Here is a 22589-nt window from a genome sequence, read left to right as displayed (position 1 = left end):
TGCGCTCAAGCTTTTCCTGGTCGATCCGTTGTTAACCCGACTGACGACCCCCAGGAAAAAAAAGCATGAGAGCGTCTGCGCCCCTTTCTGAAGTTTCACAACCCCCGACCAGTCTCGGTACCCGGCTGGCCGCGATTGGCCTGATCGCCCTGGTGGCGGTGTTCGGCATGTTTGCCCTGGCGAACTCGCAATCGAGCCTGCGCATGCTGGAGGCCAATACCCAATCGGCCATGCATAACCAGGAGGCCGCCATGCGCGACATGATCGGCCTGTTCGACGGCACCATGCGCACCGAGGCCGACCGCTTCCTGACCGCCTTTGCCGACGCCGCGCCCGGCCCCTACAGCGTGGACCCGGCGCAGATCGTGCAAGTGGCGGGCAAGCCGACGCCCACCTTCAAAAGCGGCGACACGGTGCTGAACCTCAACTTCACCGTGCCGGACAAGTTCTTCGCGCGCACCGGCGGCACCATCGCCACTGTGTTCGCCCGCACCGGCGACGATTTCGTGCGCGTGACCACCTCGCTCAAGAAGGAAAACGGCGAACGGGCGATCGGCACGCTGCTCGACCGCGCGCACCCGAGCTACAAAGCGTTGATGGCTGGCGAGTCCTTCCGCGGCCTGGCCTGGTTGTTTGGCGTGCCCTACATGAGCAAGTACGAACCCGTGCGCGATGCGTCGGGCAAGGTGATTGGCGCGCTGTATGTGGGTGTGGACGTGCGCTCGGAGCTGGCCCTGCTCAAGGACAAAATCCGCTCGCACGGCATCGGCAAGACGGGCGGCTATTTCGTGGTTGACGGCAAGCCCGGCGCCGATCAGGGCAAGGTGCTGATCGACCATACGCAAGCCCGCGAAGGCAAGAACCTGCTCGACGCCAAGGACGCCGCAGGCCAAGCCTGGGTGCGCGAGATGATCGCGCGCAAGGACGGCACGCTACGTCATACGCTGGCCGACACGGAAGGCGGCACCGCCCGGGAGCGCCTGACCGTTTTCACGCAATACCCGGATTGGCAACTGGTGATTGCGGGCACGGCCTACGTCGATGAACTCAACGCCGACCTGGTGGCCGCCCGCAATCGCTTCCTGCTGCTGGGCCTGGCACTCGGTGCGCTGCTGGCCGGCGGGCTGTACTGGATGCTGCGCCGTACTGTGAGCACGCCGCTGGCCGAGGTGGTGAACGTCGCCCAGCGTGTGGCTGCGGGTGATCTCACGCACCGGCTGCCCACCACCCGCCGCGATGAGATCGGCCAGGTCATGCGCGCCGTCAACGGTGTCGGCGACGGCCTTTCAGGCATCGTCGACAAGGTGCGCGCCAGCGCCTCCACCATCGCATCGAGCACCGGCCAGATCGCGGCCGGCAATGCGGATCTTTCCGCCCGCACCGAAGCGCAGGCCGGCAATCTGGAGCGCACCGCATCGAGCATCGAACAACTGGCCGCCACCGTGCGCCAGAACGCCGAAAGCGCCCACCACGCGCATGACATGGTGCAGTCCGCCAGCGAGGCGGCCAACGCTGGTGGGCAGACCGTCGAGCGACTGGTCGGCACCATGTCGGGCATCCACGCCACGGCGCAGAAGATTGCCGACATCACGGGCATCATCGACGGCATCGCTTTCCAGACGAACATCCTGGCGCTGAACGCTGCCGTGGAAGCTGCCCGCGCAGGTGAACAGGGCCGGGGCTTTGCCGTCGTGGCCGGCGAGGTGCGCAGCCTCGCCCAGCGCAGTGCAGCCGCCGCCAAGGAGATCAAGGAATTGATCAGTCGCTCGGTTGAAGAAGTGCAGGCAGGCAACGAGGCCGCACGCGGCGCCGGGGACGCCATGCAGGACATCGTGACGCGCGTGGAGCGCATCGCCGGTCTGATGGGCGAGATCAGCCACGCCTCGCGAGAGCAGTCGCAAGGCATCGAAGAGGTCAACCATGCGGTCACGTCGATGGACGAGGTGACGCAGCAGAACGCTGCGCTGGTCGAAGAAGCGGCCGCCGCCGCCGAAAGCCTGCGCCAACAAGCCCAGGAACTGCGCGGCGCGGTGGACGTGTTCCGGCTCGCCTGAGCCGCGGGGCTGTGCGCCCGGTTGTCGAGATAGAAAAACCCGGGTTTAGGCCCGGGTTTTTGTTGGCGCCTCCTTCGTGCGCGGCGATCTAGTGCAGGATCACCCGCCGCACCACGGCGACCAGGGGCGGCCGAATCGAGCGCTCGAAACCCGGACGCAGGCGCAGTGGCTTGAGCAGCATCTTGGCAGCCATGTCGAGCGGCAGATAAGAGCGCACCAGGGCGCTCACGCGCGAGTTCAGCGCGCGGACATCGGCTTCGGGCACATCTTCCTGGCTGCGCTCGATGCGCAGCACATTGCGCAGGGCGATCATCGAATCTTCATTCTTGATTTCACGCAAGCGCGACGCGAGCGCCTTGAGCACGCGCGCGCGGCCCACGCCCTCGCTCGCGTTGCATTCGTTGAAGAAACGCAGGAAGTGTTTGTAATGTCGGACTTCATCGGCCGAGATGCGGCTGGCGAGGTCGCGCAGCACAGGTTCATCGGCTTCAGCCGCGGCTTGGGCGATGGCCCGATAGAAAGTGGCGGTGCCCATTTCGACGACGCAGCGCGCGACCATTTCCAACGCCTGCGTGGGCTCGAACTGGTCGACCGAACAGGTGACTGAGTATTCATCGAAGAAGCGGGCGTAGCCGCGCTCCCAGTCGAACTCGGGCCAGACAGTTTCAACGTAGCGGCGCAATGCACGGCCGTGCTGAAGCTCTTCGCGTTCCCAATGGTGGATCAGCCAGTGCGCGGTTTCGGGGCGGTCGGCGTAGTACTGAGCGAGGTTGCCGGCATAGAGGTCGGAGCCGCTTTCCACAAACGACGCACTGGCAACGAGGTAGAACAGCGTGCCGTTTTCGCGTACGCGTGCGACGTCGATGCTGTCGTAAGCGATCTCCTGGACCGACCACGGCATGCGCTCGCTCTCAGATGTTTCCAGATGAACCTGTGACAAGGCGCTTCCTCCGTCGGCAATCTCGCAAAAAGCGGACCGCCTCTGCTATGAGAATGAAACATCACGTTCCATGTTTCAAGACAGATGTGCGCTTCCAAAGGTTCCTAAAAGCAATCTCTTGCTTTCAAAGTGGTGAATGCGTCATGACGATTGCGTCACCCCTGTACGCGACGCAGCGGTGGGTACGGTGCGTTTTCGCGCGTTCCGCAAGCCGTAGGCGAAGGCCCCGAGCGCGACGAGAGCAGCGCCAACCATCGCCCATTCCACTGCAGCATAGCCGCCGCTGGCCCGCCAGAGCAGTGCACCCAGCCATGGGGCGCTGGCCTGTGCCAGCAGCACGGGCGTCATCATCAGGCCGTTGAGCGTGGCGTACTGGTTGGGCGAAACCAGCTCCGGCATCGCAATCGCGCGGACCATCGTGTTGATGCCGTTGGCTGCGCCATAGACGAGCGCAAACACGATCAGCAGCGGCCCGCTGGACAGCGCCAGCAAGCCGAGCGCGCCAGCCATGGCGCCGTACGTCCACGGTGCAATGCGTACCGGGTGCGCCGGGCGTGAACGCATCATGGTCAGCCGCCCGAGCACTTGGGCGGGGCCGATGAGCGCGGCGATCAGCAACTGGCGACTGGTCGGCACGCCTTTCTCCGTCAGCAGCGGAATCAGGTGCGCGCCGAGCACGGTGGCGATCAGGCTGGTGGCCACGAAGGCCAGCACCACCGCCCAGAACACCGGCAAGCGCAACACCATGCGCCATGCCGAGGCATGCACCGGTGCCGTCGGGTCGAGCGCTTCGGCTGGCGCGTGCACGGGCGGCCGCACGCGCAGGCGCGCATGGATCGGCAGGCAGATCAGCACATGCGCCAGCGCAAAAAGCTGCAGCGTATGCCGCCAGCCGAGGTGTTCCACGCCCCATTGCGCGAGCGGAATGCACAGCGTGCTGGAGAACCCTGCGATCAGCGTGAGGCCGATGATCGGGCGCTGATACGCATCCCCAAACGCCTGGCGAAGCACGACAAAGGCCGGGTCGTAGAGCGTAGTGGCCATCGCCAGGCCCATCGGCAGCCAGAGCAGCAGGAAGGCCGCCTCACTCGAGACGAAGGACCACGCCAGCAGGCCGCCCGCCGCGAGCACGGTGCCTGCACCCATCACGCGGCGCGCAGGCCAGCGGTCCAGCGCGCGCCCGACCCAGAATGAGCACAGCGCCCAGACCAGCAACCCGAGCGAGAACCCGCCCGCCAGGAACGGCCGCGCCCAGCCGAGCGTGCTGTGCATCGGCCCCAGAAACACGGTGAAGGTGAAGTACAGCGTGCCCCAGGAGACCATTTGTGCCAGGCCCAGCAGCAACACAAGGCGCCGGCCTTCGGGCGAGCCTGGGGAGAACATGGGGTTCATGAAGATGGGAGCGGTGGGGGGGCAGATCGGCGCAGCAAAAAACCATTCTATCGGCGGAGATTGCGGCGCGCGTGCCCCATGCGCAGGGCACGCTCAGGAAGCGTGCCCGTCCATCAGCCGCCGCAAAGCTGCCGTGTCGACGATCTCGACCGTGCGGTAATGGCAGCGGATCCAGCCCGCGCGCTGCCACGCCTGCAGGTACTTGGAAATCGTCTGCCGAGAGCGTGCCAGCATGCGGCCCAGCTCTTCATTGCTGGCGGCCACGGTGCGGCCATCGCCGGCGCGGGCAAGCTGCAGCAGTCGTTGGGCGAGGCGCGCATCGGCGGGCATTTCGCTGGCGTGTTCGAACTCGTCGAAGATCAGGCGGATGCGCTGGCAGAGCTGCTGCATCAGCGCCCACATGCCGGCCGGGTAGGCCGACACCACGCGCGCAAACGCCGCGCTGCCCAGCAGGACGAGCGTGGTCGGCCCCTGCGCATGGGCGCTGTGCGTGCGGCCGCCGCCGTCGATGAGCGCGATCTCGCCAAACCATTCGCCCGCGCGCAGCACGCCGTAGACGAGTTCGCTGCCGCCGTCGGTCGTCCGGCTGATGCGCACGCGGCCGCGCACGATCAGGAACATGCCCTGGGCGGGGCCGCCGTGCGGGTGGATGCACTCGCCGTCGGGGTAGGTGACCAGGCGTGCGGTGGGCGCGATCTCGGCCAGCAGGTCGGCGGGGGCGTCGCGCAGCCAGCCCTGCGCGAGCTGCGAGGGCGTAGGAGCCGGGGCGGTATGGGAGGCGTCTGCGGGCATGGCGGCAGGATGCGGCGAGGGCGGTCCGATCATTGTCAAACGCTTGACAGTCTGCATGCAAGCGCCGGGCAGAGAATGGTCCGCCAGCCGCGCACCACCATCCAATCAATACGACGCGGCACCGACGCGACCATTCCGGCGACGAAGGAGACACCCCCAATGACCGATCCGCAACACACCGCCCCGCGCGCAACGTTTTCCCATATGGAGCACGGCACGCGCGAAGACTGGGCCGCCATCTCGGCTGAATTCATGCCCTTTGCCCGCGCATTGCCCGACCGTGTGCTCGCGCACCTGAAACTGCTCGATGGCGATTGCGGCGGCTTCCCGATCGATCGTCTCGCGCATTCCCTGCAAACCGCCACGCTCGCCCACCGCGACGGCCGCGACGAGGAATACGTGGTCTGCGCGCTGCTGCACGATATTGGCGATACGCTGGGCAGCTTCAACCACCCGGACATCGCCGCGGCCATCCTCAAGCCGTTCGTGAGCCGGGAAAACCTGTGGATGGTCGAGAAGCACGGCATCTTCCAGGGCTATTACTTCTTCCACCATCTGGGGCTCGACCGGAACCTGCGCGAGCAGTACCGCAGCCAGCCCGAGCTGTTTGAGCGCACCGCCGAGTTCTGCGCCAAGTACGACGCCGCGGCCTTCATGCCCGATTACGACAACCTGCCGCTGTCGTTCTTCGAGCCGATGGTGCGCCGCGTGCTGGCCAAGCCGCGCAACTCCATCTACGTGAAGGAAGGGGAGAGCGAACTATCGCAGCCGAAGGCCGCGGCAGCGTGATGTGCCGGCCTAGGCTTTCACCACATTGACGGGCGCGCCTGCCGCCCACGCCGCCACGTTGGCGAGCGTGGTGTCGGCAATGCCCGCCAGCGCCTCGCGCGTGAAGAACGCCTGATGCGCGGTCACGATGACGTTGGGAAAGCTCAGCAGCCGCGCCAGCACGTCATCCTGCAGCACGTCGGCGGAGCGGTCTTCGAAGAACAGATCGGCCTCTTCTTCGTACACGTCCAGCCCAAGGTGGCCGAGCTGGCCGGTCTTGAGGGCGTCGATCAGCGCCGGGCTGTCGACCAGGCCGCCGCGGCTTGTGTTGATGAGCATCGCGCCCGGCTTCATGCTGGCGAGCGCGCTGGCGTCGATCAGGTGATGCGTATCGGCGTTGAGTGGACAGTGCAGGCTGACGATATCGGCCTGCGCCAGCAATTCAGGCAGCGGCACGTAACGCACGCCCAGCGCCGCAAGCGACGCCTGCGGAAACGGATCGAATGCCAGCAACTGGCAGCCGAAGCCCGCCATGATGCGCGCGAACACTTGCCCGATCTGCCCCGTGCCGACCACGCCGACGGTCTTGCCCGACAGGTCGAAGCCCAGCAATCCATCCAATGAGAAATCGCCTTCGCGCGTGCGGTTGCAGGCACGGTGCAGCCGCCGGTTGAGCGTGAGGATCATGCCGACCGCATGTTCGGCCACCGCGTGCGGCGAATACGCCGGCACGCGTACCACCGTCAGCCCCAGGCGCTGTGCGGCGGGCAGGTCGACATGGTTGAAGCCTGCCGAGCGCAGCGCGATCAGCCGCGTGCCGCCCGCTGCCAGCGCCTCGAGCACTTCCGCATCGAGGCAATCATTGACGAACGGGCACACCGCTTCAAAGCCCGCTGCGAGGGGCGCCGTTTGCGCTTCAAGGTGCGCGCGCTGGAAAACGAGGTCGAAGCTGTGACCGCCGCGCGCGAGTGATGCGCGGAAGCTGTCTTCGTCGTAACGGTGGCTGCTGAAAAAGAGGATGCGCATGGCGGTGGGGCAGGCGGACGTGATGCCTGCAGCTTACTCGCACCGCCGGGTACCGGCACTCAGAGCGTCAGGACGATGCGGCCATCCACCTTGCCGGCCTTCAAATCGGCGAACACCTGGTTGATGTTGTCGAGCTTGTCGCGGTGAATGTGGGCGCGTACCAACCCCTCGGCGGCAAACTCCAGGGACTCTTGCAGATCACGCCGCGTGCCGACAATCGAACCGCGCACTGTGATGCCGTTGAGCACCGTGGAGAAGATCGGCAGCGGAAAATCGCCCGGCGGCAGCCCATTGAGCGAGATCGTCCCGCCGCGCCGCACCATGCCCAGCGCTTGCGCAAAGGCACTGCGCGACACGGCCGTCACCAGCACGCCGTGCACACCGCCGATCTCTTTCTGAATCACGGCCGCCGGGTCTTGCTGCGAGGCATCGACGACGAGCTTGGCCCCAAGTTCTCGCGCCAGCGCCAGCTTGTCGGGCGCCACGTCGACGGCCACCACGTGCAGGCCCATGGCGATCGCGTATTGCACCGCCACATGCCCCAGCCCGCCAATGCCGGAAATGGCGATCCACTGGCCGGGCCGCGTATCGGTCATGCGGATGCCTTTGTAGACCGTCACCCCCGCGCAGAGGATGGGTGCGATTTCTTCGAAGCTGACCTGCGCGGGCAGGTGGCCGACGTAGTTCGGGTCGGCCAGTACGTATTCGGCATAGCCGCCGTTGACGGAGTAGCCGGTGTTCTGCTGCTCGTGGCAGAGGGTTTCCCAGCCGCTCAGGCAGTGCTCGCAGTGGCCGCAGGCGGTGTAGAGCCAGGGCACACCCACGCGGTCGCCTTCCTTGACGGCGGTTACGCCTTCGCCGACGGCTGCCACATAACCCACCCCTTCGTGCCCGGGGATGAACGGCAGGCTTGGCTTGACGGGCCAGTCGCCATCGGCGGCGTGCAGGTCCGTATGGCAGACGCCCGAGGCCGCGATCTTGACAAGAATCTGCCCGCGCCCAGGTGTGGGAACCGGCACTTCCTCAATGCGCAAGGGTTCGCCAAACGCATGGACTACCGCGGCTTTCATCGACTGGGCCATGAGACATCTCCTGGTTGGGGGGGAGATACCAGTCTGGTCGACGCCTGGCGGGGGCGGATTGATGTGAGTCAACCGCCGAGGAGGGCGTGCGGGATGGGCAACACTGTTAACATGCCGGCATCTTCAGTCTTTCCAACGAGCTGCCGCCTTGCCCGTGACTCCCACCTTTCTCTGGCACGACTACGAAACGTTCGGCGCCGTGCCGCGCCGTGATCGCCCCGCGCAGTTTGCCGGCATCCGCACCGATGCCGAACTGAACGAGATCGGCGAGCCGGTCGAACTGTTCTGCCAGCCCTCCAACGACTGGCTGCCCGATCCGGTGTCATGCCTCATCACCGGCATCACCCCGCAGCAATGCGCCCGGCAAGGCATTCCGGAATACCGTTTCGCGCAGGCCATCGAGCGCGAACTCGGTACGCCCGGCACCATCGGCGTGGGCTACAACACCATCCGTTTTGATGACGAGGTGACGCGCCACCTGTTCTGGCGCAACCTGATCGACCCGTACGCACGCGAGTGGCAGAACGAATGCGGGCGCTGGGATCTGCTCGACGTGGTGCGCACCACGTGGGCGCTGCGCCCGGAAGGCATCCAATGGCCCACGCATGAAGACGGCAGGCCGAGCTTCAAGCTGGAGCATCTGTCCAAGGCCAACGGTCTGGTGCACGAGGCGGCGCACGATGCGGTGTCCGATGTGCGCGCGACGATCGCGCTGGCGCGTCTGATTCGCAACGCGCAGCCGCGCCTGTTCGATTTCTGCCTGGCGCTGCGCAAGAAAGACCGCGTGGTGGCCGAGATTGGCGATGCGCCGCGGCCGCTGCTGCACATCTCCGGCATGTACGGCGTCGAGCGCGGCTGCATGGCCGTGGTGTGGCCGCTGGGTGGTCATCCGACCAACAAGAACGAACTGATCGTGTGGGATCTGGCGTTCGACCCGTCCGAGCTGTTTCACATGGATGTGGCGACGATCCGCGAGCGCATGTTTACGCGCACGGCCGATCTGGCCGAAGGCACCACGCGACTGCCGATCAAGTCGATCCACATCAACAAGTCGCCCATTGTCATCAGCAACATGAAGACGCTGCAGCCCGCGCAGGCAGAGCGCTGGGGCATCGACTTCGCCACGATCGAACGCCATGCCGCCATCGCGCAGGGCGCGCCCGACATGCGCGAGACGTGGCGTCAGGTATACGCCCGCGAACTGGAGCCGATCGAAGACGTCGACCAGAACCTCTACGGCGGATTTGTCGGCAACGACGATCGCCGCCTGCTCAATGAGCTGCGCACGCTCAGCGGAGAACAGCTTGCGCGCCTGCATGCCGAGTTTGCCGACGTGCGCCTGCCCGAGCTGCTGTTCCGCTACCGCGCACGCAACTTTCCCGACACGCTGAACGAAGAGGAATACGAGCAGTGGGAGCAGTTGCGCGCCGAGCGCCTGTTTGAGGGCCGTGACGGCTATATGACGTTCGAAATTTTCGGCGAGCGGCTTCAACAGTTGGGCGCGGAAGCGGCGGAGAACGGCGACACGCGTGCGCAGACCATCCTGCAGGATCTGTACGACTACGCGCAGCAGATCGTGCCGGGCTGACGAAGCCAGCGCGCATCAAAAAAAACGGAGGCCGAAGCCTCCGTTTTTTTATGGTGATGCTGAATGCTTAGCGCCGATCAGGCTGCCCGCTGCGCCGCCGCCGGATCGCGCCACTGTGTCAGCAGCTTGTTCCAGCGAATGCGCGCCGCCGCCAGGTTGGCTTCCTTCACATGGCCGAAGCCGCGGATATCCTCCGGCAGGCGAGCCAGTTCCACGGCTTGCGCCAGCTTCTGCGCCGTCAGTCCCTTCACGAGTTCATCGACCAGCGCGCGGTATTCGCCGATCAGCGCGCGCTCGGTGCGGCGCTCTTCGGTCTTGCCGAAGAGGTCGAGCGCCGTGCCGCGCAGGCCCTTGAGCTTGGCGAGCACCTTGAAGATGCGCATCGTGCTCGGACCGAAGCGTTGCTTGACCAGGTGGCCCTTCTCGTCACGCTTGGCGATCATGGGCGGTGCGAGCCAGAAGTTGAGCTGATAGTCGCGGCCGGGTTCGCCTTCGAACTGCGCGCGCAGCTTGTCGAGGAACGCCGGGTCGGTGTACAGGCGGGCGACTTCGTATTCGTCCTTGTACGCCATCAGCTTCGACAGGTTGCGCACGACCGCTTCCGTGAACGCCAGCGGTTGGCCGGCACCCACCACGGCAGCTTCCGCTGCACGCACGCGTTCCACCACCGCGCGGAACTCAGCGGCATACGCGGCGTTCTGGTACGCGGTCAGCAGATCGACACGGCGGGCGATGAGCGTGTCCAGCGAGGGCAGGGCGATGACGTCGGCCTTGGCACGCGGGGCGTCGCCTGCCAGCTTGAGTACGGCATCGCGGTCTTGCGCGAGGTGGCGGCCCCATTCGAAGGCGGTCTTGTTCTTCTCGACGGCGACGCCGTTGAGTTCGATCGCGCGGATGAGCGCGTCGTACGTCAGCGGAACCCAGCCCTTCTGCCACGCAAAGCCCAGCACGAGCGGGTTGGTGAAGATGGCGTCGCCCAGCAGGCGCACGGCCAGCGTGTTGGCGTCTTCAAACGCGCAGGCGTCGCCGACGGCCGCGCGGATGTCCGCCTCGGCCGAGCTGCCCGGGAAGCGCCAGTTCGGGTTCTTGATGAAATCGGCCGTGGGCGATGCCGTGCTGTTGATGATGGCGCGCGTCTGGCCGTGCTGCACCTTCGACAGCACTTCGTCCGACGCCGAGACAATCGCGTCGCAGCCGATCACCAGGTCAGCCTCGCCCATGGCGATGCGCGTGGCGTGGATCGAATCCGGACGCTCGCCGATCTGCACGTGCGAGAGCACCGCGCCGCCTTTCTGCGCCAGGCCTGCCATGTCGAGCACGGTCACGCCCTTGCCTTCGATGTGCGCTGCCATGCCGAGCAGGCCGCCGATGGTGACCACGCCCGTGCCGCCCACACCGGTCACCAGCACGCCATACGCGCGCTGGATGGCGGGCAGCTCAGGATGCGGCAGCAGCGGCAGGCCCTCCATCGACACGCCGTGCGATTCCGGCTTGCGCACCTGCGCGCCTTCGGCCGTCACGAAGCTCGGGCAGAAGCCGTTCACGCACGAGAAATCCTTGTTGCACGACGACTGGTTGATCTTGCGCTTGGTGCCCAGCTCCGTGTCCAGCGGTTCGACCGACAGGCAGTTCGACTTGACCGAGCAATCGCCGCAGCCTTCGCACACCGCGTCGTTGATGAACGCGCGGCGTGCCGGATCGACCATCGTGCCGCGCTTGCGGCGGCGGCGCTTTTCCGTCGCGCAGGTCTGGTCGTAGATCAGCACGCTGGTGCCTTGCACCTCGCGCAGCTCGCGCTGGATCGCGTCGAGGCGATCGCGGTGATGCACCGTTACGCCTTCGGGCAGCTTGATAGCGGCGTTGTACTTCTCGGGCTCGTCCGTGACGATGACGATGCGCGAGGTGCCTTCGGCATGCACCTGCGCGGCAATCTGCGGCACAGACAGCGGGCCGTCGACCGGCTGGCCGCCCGTCATGGCCACGGCGTCGTTGTAGAGGATCTTGTAGGTGATGTTCACCTTGGCCGCGATCGATGCGCGGATCGCCAGCAGGCCAGAGTGGTAATACGTGCCGTCACCCAGGTTGGCGAACACGTGCTTGTCGCCCGAGAACGGCATTTGGCCGATCCACGCCACGCCTTCGCCGCCCATCTGGCTGAAGGTGTCGGTGCGGCGGTCCATCCACACGGTCATGTAGTGGCAGCCGATGCCGGCCAGCGCGCGCGAGCCTTCCGGCACGTTGGTCGATGTGTTGTGCGGGCAGCCCGAGCAGAACCACGGCTTGCGCTCGGCAGTGACGCGCGGCTTGGCGAGCGCCTTTTCCTTGGCGTCGATGATGGCGATGCGCGAGGCAATGCGTGCGCGCACGTCCGACGGCAGCTCGAACTTTTCCAGACGCGTGGCGATGGCGCGCGCGATCAGCGCAGGCGACAGTTCGTAGTGCGCCGGCAACAGCCAGTTGGCCATCGGCACCGACCATTCGCCGCCGGCGTTGTCGCGCTCGTCAAACTTGCCGTACACGCGCGGGCGCACGTCGTCGCGGTAGTTGTACAGCTCTTCCTTGAGTTGGTATTCCAGGATCTGGCGCTTCTCTTCCACCACCAGGATCTCTTGCAGCCCTTCGGCAAAGGCACGCGCGCCGTGCGCTTCCAGCGGCCACACGCAGCCGACCTTGTACAGGCGGATGCCGATGCGGCGGCAGGTTTCCTCGTCGAGGCCGAGGTCGACCAGCGCCTGGCGCACGTCGAGGTACGCCTTGCCGGCGGTCATGATCCCGAAGCGCGCCTGCGGCGAGTCGAGCACCACGCGGTCCAGCTTGTTGGCACGCACGTACGACAGGCCGGCGTACCACTTGTAGTCGAGCAGGCGGGCTTCCTGCACCAGCGGCGGATCGGGCCAGCGGATGTTCAGGCCGCCCTGCGGCATGACGAAATCTTCGGGCAGGATGATCTGTGCGCGATGCGGATCGACGTCCACCGACGCCGACGATTCCACCACGTCCGTCACGCACTTCATCGACACCCACAGGCCGGAATAGCGGCTCATCGCCCAGCCATGCAGGCCGTAGTCGAGATATTCCTGCACGTTCGACGGATACAGCACCGGAATGCCGGCCGCCTTGAAGACGTGCTCGGACTGATGCGCCAGCGTGGACGACTTGGCGGCGTGGTCATCGCCGGCCAGTACCAGCACGCCGCCATGCGCGGACGAGCCCGCCGAGTTGGCGTGCTTGAACACGTCGATGGTGCGGTCCACGCCCGGCCCCTTGCCGTACCACATGCCGAACACGCCGCTGAACTTGGCGTTCGGATACAGATTGACCTGCTGCGAGCCCCAGACCGCCGTGGCGGCCAGGTCTTCGTTGAGCCCCGCCTGGAAGACGATGTTGTGCCCGGCCAGATGCTTCTTGGCCTTCCACAAGGCCTGGTCCAGCGCGCCCAGCGGCGAGCCGCGGTAGCCGGAGATGAAGCCCGCCGTGTTCAGCCCAGCGGCGCGGTCGCGCTCCTGCTGCAGCATCGGCAGACGCACCAGTGCCTGCGTGCCGCTGATGTAGATGCGGCCACGCTCGAGCGTGTACTTGTCGTCCAGGGAAACGGTTTCGAGCGCGCGGCGTAGCGCGTCGTTCAGAGGGGCATTCATGCGTGCTCCGGGTGGGTGTGTCGGGATCGCCGACAGCAGGTCTCTTTTGGTGCTGCCTGCGCCGCTTCTTGTGGAAACTGGCATGCAGCCGTGGGTCGAGGCATCGTAGCATCGCGTGACATTCCGAACACCGTGCAACGCAGCAAGAATGGGGGTGGGTTTTCCCTGGGTTGTGGTGTCCGATGCACGCATGCAGGGGGATGGAAGCGGTGGTTGCACCGGTTGTGCGGTGCATGCAACGTTTGCGGAAAAGTCTAGCGGGCGACTGCCGGGCTGGTGAGTTAGCCTCTCACGCTCTCGATCACGTCGTGCATGCGCAGGACCAATCCGTCCATCGCTTCGGCAGGCACGTTGCCGTAGCCAAGCACGAGGCCGTTGTATTGCGCGCTCAGCGTGCCGGGCAGGCAGAAGCGCGACAGCGGCCGCAGCACCATCCCGCGTTCCCGGGCGGCGCGGCTGACCTCCGTGTCTGGCACCGGCGCGTCGAGCCGGGTGGAAAGATGCATGCCGCCCGCACCGCCCGACACGGTGACGATGCCAGCCAGGTGTCGCTCGATCGCGGCCTGCAGCGCATCGCGGCGCTCGCCATAAAGGCGACGCATGCGGCGCAGGTGCCGCGTGAAATGTCCTGCCTCGATGAACTCGGCCAGCGCAAGCTGCTCGGCCACGCGCCCGCGCAGCATCAGCGCACCGGCCGTCTTTTTGAGCGCGGGGGCCAGTGCCGGCGGCACCACCATGTAGCCGAGGCGCAGCGCCGGGAACAGCATCTTGCTGAACGTGCCGAGATAGATGACGGGCGCATCTTCGGTCAGGCCTTGCACGGCGGACAGCGGCGCGCCCGTGTGGCGGAATTCGCTGTCGTAATCGTCTTCGATGATCCACGCGCCGGCTGCGCGTGCGTGCTGGATGAGCGCAAGACGGCGCTCAAGGCTCATCACCGCGCCCAGCGGGTATTGGTGCGACGGCGTGATGTAGATGAGCCTGGGCGGCGTGTCGCGCCAGTCTTCCGCGCGCGGGGCGAGGCCGTCGGCGTCGACGCTGATCGGTACCAGACGCATGTCGGCCGCCTGCAACGCGGCGCGCGCCCCGTAGTAGCCGGGGTTCTCAATCCATGCGGTGTCGCCCGCATCGGCCAGCGTGCGGGCGCACATGTCGAGGCTGTTCTGCGTGCCATCGGTGATGAACACCTGCGTCGCATCGCAGCGCACGCCGCGCGAAACACGCAGGTATTCCGCCACGGCTTGGCGCAGCGCGACGTTGCCTTCGACGGGGCCGTAGCCCATCTGCCCCGGGCCGATGCGACGCCACCCGCGCTCCATGCAGCGGCGCCATTGCGCCAGCGGGAATTCATCTAGCGCGGGCGTGCCCGGCAGGAAGGGCAGCAGGTCGTCCATGCCGCCGCGCGGGCGTTCCAGATCCTTCACGCGGTGCGACAGTTCGGGCGCGGCTTCGGGCGCTTGCGCGGGCGTCTGCTGCAGGCCAACGCGCGCCACCACCGTGCCTTGCCGCCGGCTGAGCACGAAGCCCTCCGTGGCGAGCTGCTCGTAGGCGTAGAGCACCGAGTTGCGCGCGATGCCCAGCTCTTCGGCCAGCGTGCGCGATGGTGCCAGGCGCGTGCCTTCCTCGATCCGCCCGCTCAGGATGGCCGCACGCAGGCAGGCATACAGCCGATGCTGTTGCGAGGCGCGTGCCACGCCTTCGCTGTGCATCGCAGTCCGTTCGTAGTTCGACAGCAGGACGCCGTAGTCCATCGTGGCTCTATGATTTTGGATTTTTGTGGGTCTATGCATGGTGCCACGATTTTTTTATCGTCGGCATATCGATTGACGATTCGGAGCCCCCGCATGTCCACCACAGAACCCACATCGCCCACCGCTCGCACCCGTGTGCGCCGCGTCGCGCACCGCGGCCACTACGACCGCACCACGCTGCACGCCATCCTCGACGAGGCTTACGTCTGCCACATCGCTTTCGCCGACGAGCATGGCGTGCACTGCATTCCCACCGCGTGCTGGCGCGAGGGCGACCACCTTTACATCCATGGCTCCAACGGCAGCCGGATGCTCAAGCTGGCGGGCAGTGGGGCGCAGGTCTGCGTGACCATTACGCACATCGATGGCCTGGTGCTGGCACGCTCGGCATTCAACCATTCGATGAACTACCGGTCGGCCGTGATCTACGGCGCGTTCGAGGTTGTGCCGGATGCGCAGAAACCTGCGGTGCTCGATACCTTCATGGAAGTGCTCGCGCCTGGCCGTTCGCGACAGGCGCGGCCCGGCAATGCGAAGGAACTTGCCGCCACGACCGTGCTGCGCATTCCGCTGAATGAGGCTGCGTGCAAAGTGCGCACGGGCGGGCCGAAGGATGATGCTGAAGACCTTGGCCTGCCTGTGTGGGCTGGGGTGCTGCCGATGGCGCTGTTGCCGTTACCGCCGGTGGTGGAGGCGGCGCCGGGGGGTACGCCTGACTACGTGCAGGAGTGGAGGGACAGTGCTCGCGCACAGGCGGTGGGCGCGGTGATGTCGTGAGGGCTGCGGGGCGCTGGTTGGTTTTGTTTTTTGATTGTGGTGCATCCCTTGTTTCAGCCCCGGCAGGGGATGAAACAACGGGCACACCAAGAACAAAAATCAGTGCACCAGTTGGTTGATCTCAATGATCGGCATGAGCACAGCCAACACGATCAGCAACACGACCACGCCCATCGTCAAAATCAAAGCCGGCTCCAGCAAGCCAGTCAGAAACAACGTGCGACGCTCCAGCTCCTGCGCCTCACCCTGCGCAGCCCGCTCCAACATCGCAGGCAGATTCCCCGTCGCCTCTCCCGAGCGGATCAAATGCACCAGCACAGGCGGAAACTGATTCTGTGCCGCCAACGCCCGCGCCAGCGAAGTCCCCTCCCGCACGCGCGTGGACGCATCTTCCACGTTGGTCTTGAGCGCCACGTTGTTCAGCGTTTCACCCGCTGCCTGTAACCCCCGCAAAATCGGTACGCCGGCACTCGTCAGAATTGCCAGCGTGCTCGCAAACCGCGCTGTGTTGTAACCGCGAACGAGCTTGCCGAACAGCGGCGCTGTCAGCAGCCACTTGTGCCACGACAACCGCAACGCCGGCTGCTTGAGCAGATTGCGGATCAGCACGCCAATGGCCGCCAGCACGATCGCTGCCAGCCAGCCCCAGTTCCGCACAAAATCCGACAGCCACAGCATGATGATCGTGAGCGTCGGCAGCTTTTGCTTGGTGTTGGCAAACACGCTGACCACCTGCGGCACCACATATGACAGCAGAAAGATCACGATCGCAAACGCCACCACCGTGACGATGGCGGGGTACGTGAATGCCAGCTTGATCTTCGATGTGAGCGCGTTGCGGCTCTCGATGTAGTCGGCCAGGCGGGAGAGGACGAGGCCGAGGTTGCCGGAGTGCTCGCCCGCTGAAACGAGGGCGCGATAAATGTCGGGAAAATCCTTCGGATGCTGCGCCAGCGCCACCGACAGCGAGCTGCCGCCCACCACTTCCGCGCGGATGGCCGCGAGCAGTTCGCCGACGTACGCGCGTTCGGCCTGATCGGCCAGCGCGGCCAGCGCTTCATCGAGCGGCAGGCCCGCCACCAGCAGGCTGGCGAGCTGACGGGTGACAAGCGCGTTTTCCTGCGCCGAGAGCCGCTTGCCGAAGCTCGACCCGCCGCGCTTGGTGGCCTGCGCGCCCAGCGCGTCGACCAGCAGCGGCGTCAGCCCGCGTGCACGCAGCAGCGTGCGCGCCTGACGCGCGCTGTCGGCTTCGATGACACCCTTGTCGGTCTTGCCGGTGGCGTCGGCGGCTTCGTAGCGGAAGGCTGGCATGCGCTATTCGTGTAATCGCGGCTTAGTCACGTGTGACTCGCAGCACTTCTTCCAGCGACGTGGCGCCCGTGTCGATCCAGCGCTGTGCATCCATGCGCATGGTCTGCATACCCTGCCCGATGGCGAACGCCTTGATCTCGGATTCAGCGGCCTGGCGGTGGATCATCGTCTGGATCTCGGGCGTGACGGTCAGCAGTTCGTACACGCCGGTGCGGCCCTGATAGCCGGAATGGTTGCAACGGTCGCAGCCGACGTGATGCCACACCGATTTGCGCGCCGGCGCAGCGGGTGCCACGCCATCGGCAACCGGCGTGCCGGCCACGGCTTCCACTTCCGCAGGCGTGAGTTCGAGCACTTCTTCGCGGCGGCAATGCACGCACAGGCGGCGTACCAGACGCTGCGCCAGCACACCCAGCAGCGACGACGACAGCAGGAACGGCTCGATCCCCATGTCGATCAGGCGCGTCACGGCGGAGGCCGAATCGTTCGTGTGCAACGTCGCCAGCACCAGGTGGCCCGTCAGCGAGGCCTGCACGGCAATCTGCGCGGTTTCCAAGTCGCGGATTTCCCCGATCATCACCACGTCCGGGTCCTGGCGCAGGATGGCGCGCAGGGCCTTGGCGAACGTCATGTCGATCTTCGGGTTGACCTGCGTCTGGCCAATGCCGTCGAGGTCGTATTCGATCGGGTCTTCCACCGTCATGATGTTGGTGGAAGCGGAATCGAGCCGCGACAGCGCCGCGTACAGCGTGGTCGTCTTACCTGAACCCGTCGGGCCGGTGACGAGCACGATGCCGTGCGGCTGGTTGATCAGGTGGTCAAAGCGCGCCAGCGTGCCGGCGCCCATGCCGAGCTTGCTGAGGTCGAGCCGGCCGGCTTCCTTGTCGAGCAGACGCAGCACCGCGCGCTCGCCGTGGCCGGTGGGCAGCGTGCTCACGCGCACGTCCACGGGGCGGCCGCCCACGCGCAGCGTGATGCGGCCATCCTGCGGCAGGCGTTTCTCGGCAATGTCGAGCTGCGCCATGATCTTGATGCGCGAAATGAGCGCTCCGTGCAGCGCCTTCTTGGGGCGCACGACGTCGCGCAGCGTGCCGTCCACACGGAAGCGTACGACGGAGGCATTCTCGAACGGCTCGATGTGGATATCCGAGGCACCTTCGCGCGCGGCCTGCGTGAGCAGCGCGTTGATCATGCGGATGATCGGCGCGTCGTCTTCGGATTCGAGCAGGTCTTCCACGGCTGGAATGTCCTGCATCAGGCGCGAGAGGTCGACTTCGCCTTCCACTTCGCCCACCACCTGGGCCGCGCTGCCGTCCTGCGCGTTATAGGCCGTTTGTGTGGCCGTGGACAGCGCCGCAGTGCTAAGCGTCACCAACTGCAGCGCGCCGAACACGCGGCCGAGTTCAGCCAGCGCCGTGCGCGAGGTTTCGGGGCAGACCCACACCTCCAGCGTGTCGACGTCCTGGCGGGCGACGAGCAGCTTGGCGTCGCGCGCAAACGCATACGGCACCAGCCGCACGGCGGACTGCGAGGGCGGCTCGAGCGTGCTGACGTCGGTGGTGGGAGCTTGCGTTGCCATGGTTCGTTGTCCGTTGTCAGCCGCCATTGCGCGGCGCGTTGCCGTCGTAGCCGCCCGAGGTGGGCGCCGCGAAGTTCTGCAGGCGCGGCTGGCTGCGCGTGGTGCCTTGCGGCATCGGCATCGGGGCGCCCGGGGGCACCTGCGTGCCGGCCGGGCCCTTCGGCACGATCGACACATCGCCGTAGTTGTCGGCCGGGCGCATGGCGTTGGGCGAGGGCAGCACCGGCGTGTCCTTGTCTGACGTGGTCGGCAGCATGTTCGGCGAGACAAAGCCCTGCTGCGTATCGCGCATGTAGTTGTAGCGGTTGTCTGACAGCGCGCCCGTGGCATCGGCCGTGCGCAGGATGATCGGGCGCAGGAACACCAGCAGGTTGGTCTTCACACGCGTCTTGTTCTCCGAGCGGAACAACGCGCCCAGGATGGGGATGTCGCCCAGGCCCGGCACCTTTTGCTCGCCGTCCTGGTAGTTGTCTTCGAGCAGGCCGCCCAGCACGACGACCTGGCCGTCGTTGGCCAGCACGTTGGTCTCGATCGAGCGCACGTTGGTGGTCGGGCCTTGCGTCGCATTCTGCGTGCCCGGCACCACGGCCGACGACTCCTGGAAGATCTGCATCTTCACCAGCCCGCCGTCGGTGATCTGCGGCTTGACGCGCAGCGTGATGCCGACGTCCTTGCGGTCGAACGTCTGGAACGGCGTGACCGAAGCGGACGTGCCCGTCTGCGCATACGAGCCCGTGGTGATCGGCACGTTCTGGCCGATCAGGATCTTGGCCTCTTCGTTGTCGAGCGTGATCAGGTTCGGGGTGGACAGCACGTTGACGGAGCCGTCCGAGCCCAGCGCCGACAGAATCGCGCCAAGCCCGCTGGCCTTGTTGAAGACGCCGAAGTTGCCGCCATTGAGCTGCCCGACGTTCACGTTCGAGAGCGCCGTCTGCGCCGCCGTGCTGCCGATGCCGCCCGTCGTGATGGTGGCAATCGTACCGGCCAGCGTCAGCAGGTTGCCCGAGCCGGTGCCGAAGTTGGTGCCGCCGCCGCCGTAGGTGTTCGGGCCGCCCGCGCCCACCATCCATTGGATGCCGAGTTGCGACGCCTTGGTGGCCGTCACTTCCACGATCATCGATTCGATATAGACCTGCGCGCGGCGCGCGTCGAGATCGTCGATCACGGCGCGCAGGTTGCGGTAGACCGGCTCGCTGGCGGTGATGATGAGCGCATTGGTGGCCGGATCGGCCTGGATGATGCCGCCGGTGGTCGGCGTGTTGTTCTGCCCGAACGAGGCGCGGAACGAAGAGCTGCCGCTGCCCGAACCCGAGCTGCTGCCGTAGTTGGTGTTCTGCGTGTTCTGGTTCTGCGAGGTGTTCACGCCGCCCGCCGGCTGCGAGGTCGCACCTTGCGCGGCGCTCTGGCCGCCCGGGCCCGTCGCTGCCGAGGCCGACAGCGTGGCGTCGGCCGCGACGATCGCGCGCAGCGTGGTGGCCAGCTGCACCGCGTTGGCGTTCTTGAGCGGTACCACCCAGATGTTGCCCGGGCGTGCGTTCGGAACGTCGAGCTTGGCGATCAGCTGTTTGGCTTGCGCAAGGCGTGCCGCACTCGACGCACGCACCATCACGCTGTTCGAGCGTGGTTCAGCCACGACCGACGTGCGCAGGCTCGGGTCCGACAGCGCCGCGCCGGCGCCCGCTCCGCCTGCGCCACCGGCCGACGGGTCGAGCAGCTTCTGCAGCGTGGCCGCCACGTCGATGGCCACGGCGTTCTTCAGCGGAATCAGTTCGGTCTCGCCGGCCACGGGCGTGTCGATGGAGGCGATGATGCGGCCGATGCGGCGCAGGTTGTCGGCGTAATCGGTAATGACCAGCGTGTTGTTGGCCGGGTAGGCGGTGATCGTGTTGTTGGGCGCGATCATCGGGCGCAGCACCGGCACCAGGTTGTTGGCCGATTCATGCTGCAGGCGGAAAACCTGCGTGACGACCTGCTCGCCGCCGCGCGAGCCCGCCGCGCCCACGCTCGTGGGGGAGCCCTGCAGCTTGGCGTCGGCTTCCGGCACGACCTTGGTGAAGCCGTTGCCCTCGACAATCGCGTAGCCCTGCATGCGCAGGATCGAGCCCAGCGATTCCAGCGCCTGCGCGCGCGTCACCGGCTTTTCGGTGACGAGGTTGACGGTGCCCTTCACGCGCGGGTCGACGATGAAGTTCTTGCCGGTGGCTTGGCCCACGGCCTTGACCACCGAGTCCAGATCCGCGTTGACGAAATTCAGCGAGACCTCATCCCCGGGGTTGCCGACGGCGCCGTTCTGGGCAGATGCCGCGCTCGGCGGAGCGGCAAAGACTGGCATCGAGCCGGCCACCATTGTTGCGCAGCATGCCAGGACGATGGCGCGAACGGTGAGTCGGGAAGAGGCGTTGTACATGGTCTCGTTCATGGTTGTCGGTACGCTGGCTCGCGCGCCGGCTTGAGGATCAAAAGCGGAGTCGATGATTGGACCCGTCGCGCGGGCCCAGCAGACTCAACAGGCCAATCAATTGTGGTTCCGACTCCGGCGTGGCACTGGCCACGCCGGCAAAATGCGCGCCCTGGCCAAGGGTGCCCTGGCCCTGCAGGGTGAGCGGCCCGGCCAGCGTCGACAGCGACAACTGCATCGGCGCACCGCTCACGCCGCCAAACGACACCACCGCCTGGTAACTGCCCAGCGGCCGTACCCGGCTGAGGCTGGATGATACCTGCTCGAGCGTGACAGTCAGCGCGCCCTGGGCGGTGTCTGGCTGGCCCTTTCCACGGCCGAATCGGCCCGAGAGCGGCGTCCACTGGGCCCGCAGCCGGCCGTCCAGCTTGAGCGTGTTGAACGGTGCGCCAATGCCTTCCAGCAACGATGCCGGCAGGGCGACCGTACCCGCCTCCGCGTCCCAATGCCCTGGCGTGACCGTCAGCGTGACCGGCTTCTCCAGCGCGCGATCGTGCGTCAGGTGCACGCGCAGCGTGCCGGCCAGCAGGGGCAGCATGTCGATCGACCAGGACAGCCGACCGGGCAGCACGGTTGCATCGGCGCCGCCGTTGCCGGCCGTCAGCGCCAGCGTTGCGCTGCCGTGCCAGATACTGCCCTGGCTATCGGCCAGCAACACACGGTGGCCCGTGGCGGCGGCGATGCGCTCCGCCGCCCATGCGGCCGGATACTGCGCCACCAGGGTCACGCCCACGGCCAGCAGCGCCACGCCACACCACAGCACGCGCCAGCCGAGGCTCGTGCGCTCGTCGGACTCGGCGCGGCGGCGCAAGCGCAGCGGCGGAAGCGATTCAATTCCCATCGGCACGATCGGACCCGTCAGTGGCCCGCGGCGGCGGGGCCTTGCAGCGTCGCCGTCACGTTGACCAGGGCCGTCGCGCCCACGTATTTGATGTTCGTATCGATCACCTTCATGCGCTGTGCCTGCCGCACCTCCTGCAGCCATTCGGCGACGGCGCCAAAGGGCACCTTGTCCAGTTGCACCTGCACGCTCTCGCCCGACATCGCCATCCGCGTGGCCTTCAGGCCGTGGTTGGTCAGGCTCGTGTTGAGTGCCTGCTGCAGTTCCGCGCCGCGCGGCACGGGTGCAGCGGCAATGGCCGACAGGCTGCGCGCTTCCTGACCGAGCGTTTCCATCTCGGCGAGTTGGGTACGCATCTGCGGCAGCGCTTTCTCGATGCGGCGCTGGCCTTCAAAGGCCGGCTCCCACAGCACCAGGTAGACGATCACGAGTAACAGCACCACGCCGCCGCCAGCCAGGATGCGGCGCTCGCGCGGTTCGCGCTGCATCCAGAAGGTCGTGGCCGCATCGCGCACCGAGTCCGGCACGCCAATGCGCGGCAAGCGGCGGGATGACGATCGGGAAGAAGAGGAGGAAGTCGCCATGGAGGAAT

At 66.4% G+C, this 22589-nt stretch carries 16 protein-coding genes; 4 read left to right on the top strand and 12 right to left on the bottom strand.

Translation table 11 applies throughout. The features are described 5' to 3' along the window. Positions 1-65 precede the first annotated feature (65 nt). Complete coding sequence (locus ACTJK6_RS21230) at positions 66-2054, top strand: methyl-accepting chemotaxis protein (RefSeq protein WP_260803891.1); 1989 nt, start codon at positions 66-68, stop codon at positions 2052-2054. Positions 2055-2142: 88 nt separating this feature from the next. Here the strand turns inward: ACTJK6_RS21230 and ACTJK6_RS21225 are convergent, their stop codons facing one another. The 3 genes from ACTJK6_RS21225 to ACTJK6_RS21215 all read right to left on the bottom strand — a co-directional run bounded on the left by ACTJK6_RS21225 (position 2143) and on the right by ACTJK6_RS21215 (position 5211). Continuing rightward, positions 2143-2955, bottom strand: coding sequence for a ferritin-like domain-containing protein (locus ACTJK6_RS21225; protein WP_260803890.1), 813 nt, complete (start codon positions 2953-2955; stop codon positions 2143-2145). Positions 2956-3135: 180 nt separating this feature from the next. Beyond that, positions 3136-4386 (bottom strand): MFS transporter, encoded by a 1251-nt coding sequence (locus tag ACTJK6_RS21220; protein WP_440840110.1) that lies wholly within the window; start codon positions 4384-4386, stop codon positions 3136-3138. A 93-nt stretch (positions 4387-4479) separates the two neighbouring features. Further along, on the bottom strand, positions 4480-5211 hold the full coding sequence (locus ACTJK6_RS21215) for a Crp/Fnr family transcriptional regulator (RefSeq protein ID WP_440840109.1): 732 nt from the start codon (positions 5209-5211) through the stop codon (positions 4480-4482). A gap of 126 nt (positions 5212-5337) precedes the next feature. Between ACTJK6_RS21215 and ACTJK6_RS21210 the strand changes: the two genes are divergently transcribed. Beyond that, positions 5338-5967 carry an HD domain-containing protein gene (locus tag ACTJK6_RS21210; protein WP_440840108.1) on the top strand — a complete coding sequence of 210 codons (630 nt, stop codon included), beginning with the start codon at positions 5338-5340 and terminating at the stop codon, positions 5965-5967. Between the two features lie 9 nt (positions 5968-5976). On the opposite strand, the gene ACTJK6_RS21205 is transcribed toward ACTJK6_RS21210, so the two are convergent. Continuing rightward, on the bottom strand, positions 5977-6972 hold the full coding sequence (locus ACTJK6_RS21205) for a 2-hydroxyacid dehydrogenase (RefSeq protein ID WP_440840107.1): 996 nt from the start codon (positions 6970-6972) through the stop codon (positions 5977-5979). A gap of 59 nt (positions 6973-7031) precedes the next feature. After that, a complete protein-coding gene (adhP, locus tag ACTJK6_RS21200) occupies positions 7032-8054 on the bottom strand; it encodes an alcohol dehydrogenase AdhP (RefSeq protein ID WP_024977348.1) in 1023 nt (340 codons plus the stop codon). A gap of 148 nt (positions 8055-8202) precedes the next feature. On the opposite strand from adhP, the gene sbcB reads away from it, so the two are divergent. Continuing rightward, positions 8203-9642, top strand: a complete 1440-nt coding sequence (gene sbcB, locus ACTJK6_RS21195) for an exodeoxyribonuclease I (RefSeq protein WP_414561226.1) — start codon at positions 8203-8205, stop codon at positions 9640-9642. Between the two features lie 77 nt (positions 9643-9719). On the opposite strand, the gene ACTJK6_RS21190 is transcribed toward sbcB, so the two are convergent. Next, complete coding sequence (locus tag ACTJK6_RS21190) at positions 9720-13280, bottom strand: indolepyruvate ferredoxin oxidoreductase family protein (RefSeq protein ID WP_440840106.1); 3561 nt, start codon at positions 13278-13280, stop codon at positions 9720-9722. Between the two features lie 281 nt (positions 13281-13561). Then, positions 13562-15031 (bottom strand): MocR-like pyridoxine biosynthesis transcription factor PdxR, encoded by a 1470-nt coding sequence (gene pdxR, locus ACTJK6_RS21185; RefSeq protein WP_440840105.1) that lies wholly within the window; start codon positions 15029-15031, stop codon positions 13562-13564. 93 nt (positions 15032-15124) lie between these two features. Here pdxR and ACTJK6_RS21180 point away from each other — a divergent pair, with 93 nt between their 5' ends. Continuing rightward, entirely contained in the window at positions 15125-15808 is a 684-nt protein-coding gene (locus ACTJK6_RS21180) for a pyridoxamine 5'-phosphate oxidase family protein (protein ID WP_440840103.1), read from the top strand. Positions 15809-15907: 99 nt separating this feature from the next. Here ACTJK6_RS21180 and gspF read toward each other — a convergent pair whose 3' ends face one another. From gspF to gspM, 5 genes are read right to left on the bottom strand one after another with little or no spacing between them, the layout of a single operon-like run. Next, positions 15908-17119: a type II secretion system inner membrane protein GspF gene (gspF, locus tag ACTJK6_RS21175; protein WP_027680390.1), complete on the bottom strand. Its 1212-nt coding sequence runs from the start codon at positions 17117-17119 to the stop codon at positions 15908-15910. 22 nt (positions 17120-17141) lie between these two features. Continuing rightward, on the bottom strand, positions 17142-18698 hold the full coding sequence (gene gspE, locus ACTJK6_RS21170) for a type II secretion system ATPase GspE (RefSeq protein ID WP_440076351.1): 1557 nt from the start codon (positions 18696-18698) through the stop codon (positions 17142-17144). Positions 18699-18714: 16 nt separating this feature from the next. Further along, a complete protein-coding gene (gene gspD / locus ACTJK6_RS21165; protein ID WP_440840102.1) occupies positions 18715-21117 on the bottom strand; it encodes a type II secretion system secretin GspD in 2403 nt (800 codons plus the stop codon). Positions 21118-21154: 37 nt separating this feature from the next. Continuing rightward, complete coding sequence (locus ACTJK6_RS21160) at positions 21155-21997, bottom strand: type II secretion system protein N (RefSeq protein ID WP_440840101.1); 843 nt, start codon at positions 21995-21997, stop codon at positions 21155-21157. A gap of 17 nt (positions 21998-22014) precedes the next feature. Then, entirely contained in the window at positions 22015-22581 is a 567-nt protein-coding gene (gspM, locus tag ACTJK6_RS21155; RefSeq protein WP_232041276.1) for a type II secretion system protein GspM, read from the bottom strand. Positions 22582-22589: the final 8 nt, after the last annotated feature.

The organism is Ralstonia sp. 22086 (genome assembly GCF_052045975.1).
Lineage (GTDB): Bacteria > Pseudomonadota > Gammaproteobacteria > Burkholderiales > Burkholderiaceae > Ralstonia > Ralstonia wenshanensis.
Note: the sequence above shows the minus strand (reverse complement) of the source record. Positions and strands in the feature narration are given on the sequence as shown.